The sequence below is a fragment of the Methanospirillum sp. genome (genome assembly GCF_035560735.1).
GTDB lineage: Archaea > Halobacteriota > Methanomicrobia > Methanomicrobiales > Methanospirillaceae > Methanospirillum.
In genome coordinates this window covers 1-3,102 of the sequence record NZ_DATMYY010000157.1, presented here as the reverse complement: position 1 = coordinate 3,102, position 3,102 = coordinate 1, and the positions used below count along the sequence as shown (strand labels likewise).

General features: G+C 47.2%; 4 protein-coding genes and 1 tRNA gene. 2 read left to right on the top strand and 3 right to left on the bottom strand.

From position 1 onward, the window contains the following. Positions 1-325: hypothetical protein (locus VN429_RS04795; protein ID WP_325630371.1), on the top strand; the 325-nt coding region annotated here is incomplete at its 5' end. 127 nt (positions 326-452) lie between these two features. Here VN429_RS04795 and VN429_RS04790 read toward each other — a convergent pair. Next, on the bottom strand, positions 453-611 hold the full coding sequence (locus tag VN429_RS04790) for a hypothetical protein (protein WP_325630369.1): 159 nt from the start codon (positions 609-611) through the stop codon (positions 453-455). A gap of 487 nt (positions 612-1,098) precedes the next feature. After that, positions 1,099-1,172: transfer RNA gene (locus tag VN429_RS04785), tRNA-Phe, on the bottom strand. 106 nt (positions 1,173-1,278) lie between these two features. Between VN429_RS04785 and VN429_RS04780 the strand changes: the two genes are divergently transcribed. After that, a complete protein-coding gene (locus VN429_RS04780; protein ID WP_325630367.1) occupies positions 1,279-2,253 on the top strand; it encodes a phosphoesterase in 975 nt (324 codons plus the stop codon). A gap of 2 nt (positions 2,254-2,255) precedes the next feature. On the opposite strand, the gene VN429_RS04775 is transcribed toward VN429_RS04780, so the two are convergent. Further along, positions 2,256-3,035, bottom strand: a complete 780-nt coding sequence (locus VN429_RS04775; RefSeq protein WP_325630364.1) for a hypothetical protein — start codon at positions 3,033-3,035, stop codon at positions 2,256-2,258. Positions 3,036-3,102: the final 67 nt, after the last annotated feature.

Here is a 3,102-nt window from a genome sequence, read left to right as displayed (position 1 = left end):
CTCCCCAACCATCCTCTCTCCTCACTTATCTCCTCAAAACTCCTCTCATATTAATCCTCTACTCAAAGTACCGCTAGACTTCTCCCCAGAATATCTCGACCTCCTCCAATCAACTGGCCTCCTCAACCTCCGGACAGTCCTCAATCCTGACCTTGGATATCTGCCGCTTAAACAAACTAAAATAAGACCTCTTCCCGGATTTCCACTCTTTCTGGGTGAGATGCGGACAGTTTCTCTCCTTGTAATGAGAACCATGAGCCCTGGGCCACAGACTCACGTACTCACCTGCTCAGAAAGAAAACCGGAAGGGCAGGAGCTCAGATAACTCGAAACCATCCCGGCTAACTAGCATATTCGTCTTCGCCTCCCCCGTCTCCCGTTCTGAGTCGGACCGATAATCTCCCACACAAGATGAGGACACTGCCTGGCAGCACACCAGTAGGTTGCCGGCCTCATCCATATCTCCGGACACTAAAAAACCCGAAATTGTATCGTGACCAGAATATCTCTCCCTGGAAATCACCCGACTCCGGGAACGATCCGAATGTTCCAAACCCTATCCACTTCCATGACCCCATGATCAGATAGGGGCCGATATACATCATGAACATCTATTTTTCCTGAAACCTGAGTTTCCCGTTCATAACACTGGTCACACAATCCCAGGTGCTGCTCTTCATCCCACCAGATGATCCGGGAGGTGTCACACACATGGCACCTTCCAAGATCTTTCCCAGTTTTGATACCCGCCGTTTAGCCATATCAGAACAGTTATTGCAGAGCATCCGATTCTGCCTCGATGGCTCTCGTAGCCTCTCCCTGGTCATCCGTTCCTGATAGTATATGGGGCTCCTTCCACACACCGAGCAGACGGTCCGGTCAAGAAACAAGCTTGCCGGAATCTGATGAAAAAAAATTCCTTGAGAAAAACTCAGAGTCGTGTGAAAAAATCGCTGTAAAAACCTGGATCACTGCATTTAGAGCCTATGAGATTGTCTTGAAATTATGAGGAACAAATAGCGGCGTGATAAGAATCAATATATAACCGACTCAATGGTTGGTAAAAAAGTAAAAACACGAAGTGTTTTACAAAAACAATGCCCCAGCCCGGATTTGAACCGGGGACAACCAGATCTTCAGTCTGGCGCTCTCCCAGTCTGAGCTACTGAGGCGCGACTATACAGATACTCACTTGGCATTAATATATTTGTCGATATTTCCTGGCAGTGGATCATCAAATCGCTCGTATTATCAGGTCAGAAACCAGAATTTAATGTAATGTTCTTCAGAAAGCGGAAGAATGGGCCTGATATCGCATCCATATCTGCAGACATAGCCCTTCGGACCGCCCATATCGTTCATCTCACCCACAATGACTTTGACGCGGTCGGCGCCGATGCCGTACATCGCATGAGATTCCGGAAAGAAGGCGTTCATACCCTCTGGAGTTCGGTTGGCAAATTCCCGATGTATCTGGAGATAATCTCACAGATTGCGGGAAACGGTGACACACTGAGCATCAGCGATCTCTCATACCGCCGTGGTGTAGAACAGCACCTTCGCAAAATCAAGCAGAAAGGATGGAGGATCGAGTGGCGGGATCATCATCGCTGGAACGAAGATGAGATTGGTCTGATTCGCAAAATCGTTGATCATCTTCATATTGATACCGGACGGTGTGCCTGTGGGATCTGTACTGTTGATCTGGCACCTGAAGATGTAATAGCAGAGGAGATCGCACTGGTTGTCTGTGACTATGATCTCTGGAAGCAAAAAGATCCCAGATCAGCAGTTCTTGGCCTCGTTCTTCAGAGGAACAAGAACCGTGATCACGTTCGCGATATGCTGATGATGGGAGTGTTTGATGACAAACAGATCAGAAGCGAGTACCAGGATATCATGCGTGAGATGCAGAGGATCATGAACCGGACTCTTCGGGCTGCAACCATTCTTGGCACAAAGTACCGGATGGCTGTCAGTCCGATGTTTGGGTATCCAAGTGAGACCGCCGCATACCTGCGAAAAGAACTCAAGTCTGATATTGAAGTACTGGTATCTGATTCAGGCAAATTCTCTATCAGATCTGTCCCTCCGATAAGCCATCTCATCGCACGGGAGTTTGGTGGAGGAGGCCATCCCCATGCCGCCGGAGGATTTTTCAGGTTTACTCTCTGGGATAAGATCCTCCTCAGGATACTAAAGAAAAACAGGCACTTTGAGAAGATATCTGCAGTCGCAGAATTACAAAAATAAATTCAATCGGTTGGAACCGGGATCTCTGCACTATCAGCAATACGCTTCCAGTATTGCTTGTCTTCTCCTCTCCCATATCCTCCGACCTGAATCTTTTCAGGATCCAGATGTTTTAGCACTCTTTTGAACCCCTCCTCGTTAGGCTCTATAAGAATGAGATTTCTGATATCAAACTGATCAATGAGTTCATCAAGGAACTGAACCCTGTTACTTGTTAGTGCAATCGTGCTCTGAACCTCAAGAAGTTCTGACTGGGCAGCGATAGTTCCATCTGGAATAACAAAAATCGTCTTTCGTGAAGAGAGAAGTTCTGCCTCTATCAGACTGACCTCTTTGGCATGAAGGATGTGACCTGTTATCTTCTGGTCCCGCATGTTCCTGAGAATTTTTGCATATCCATCACAAAACTCTGCAAAGGCCTCTTCATCTTCTGGATCTGGTGATCCTGGCAGAACACCCGGTGACGGGAGAACCGATGTAACCTGTCCCGCAGTTTTAATCATCACCTGTGCATCTTCCTCAAAAACTAAAGTGTTTACCTGGCATCCCTCATGAGAGCAGGTGAGAGCATCCTCAAAGCGTGACTGCATAAACATCCCCCCACCTGCAGGTGATAAGATTCCTGCTTCGAGCTGCTTTTCCAGCGATCGGATAAGGTAGTATGTTGTCAGATCTGCCTCCTGACCCTTCATCGACCTGATAAAGCAGGTGAGTTCATCCATATCCGGCTGATCGGGCTCTGATCCGAGAGATATCGTTTTTAACCGGATTTTTTTTGCCATTTCTAATCATCTTATTTATAATATCAATCCCAAAAATGTAGTGATGAACAGTCGGCCTCTGCTAGTT

Excerpts from the sequence above, each read along its gene's own strand:
- VN429_RS04790 (WP_325630369.1), bottom strand. The coding sequence starts at position 611 with ATGTTCATGATGTATATCGGCCCCTATCTGATCATGGGGTCATGGAAG.
- VN429_RS04775 (WP_325630364.1), bottom strand. The coding sequence starts at position 3,035 with ATGGCAAAAAAAATCCGGTTAAAAACGATATCTCTCGGATCAGAGCCC.
- VN429_RS04780 (WP_325630367.1), top strand. The coding sequence starts at position 1,279 with ATGTTCTTCAGAAAGCGGAAGAATGGGCCTGATATCGCATCCATATCT.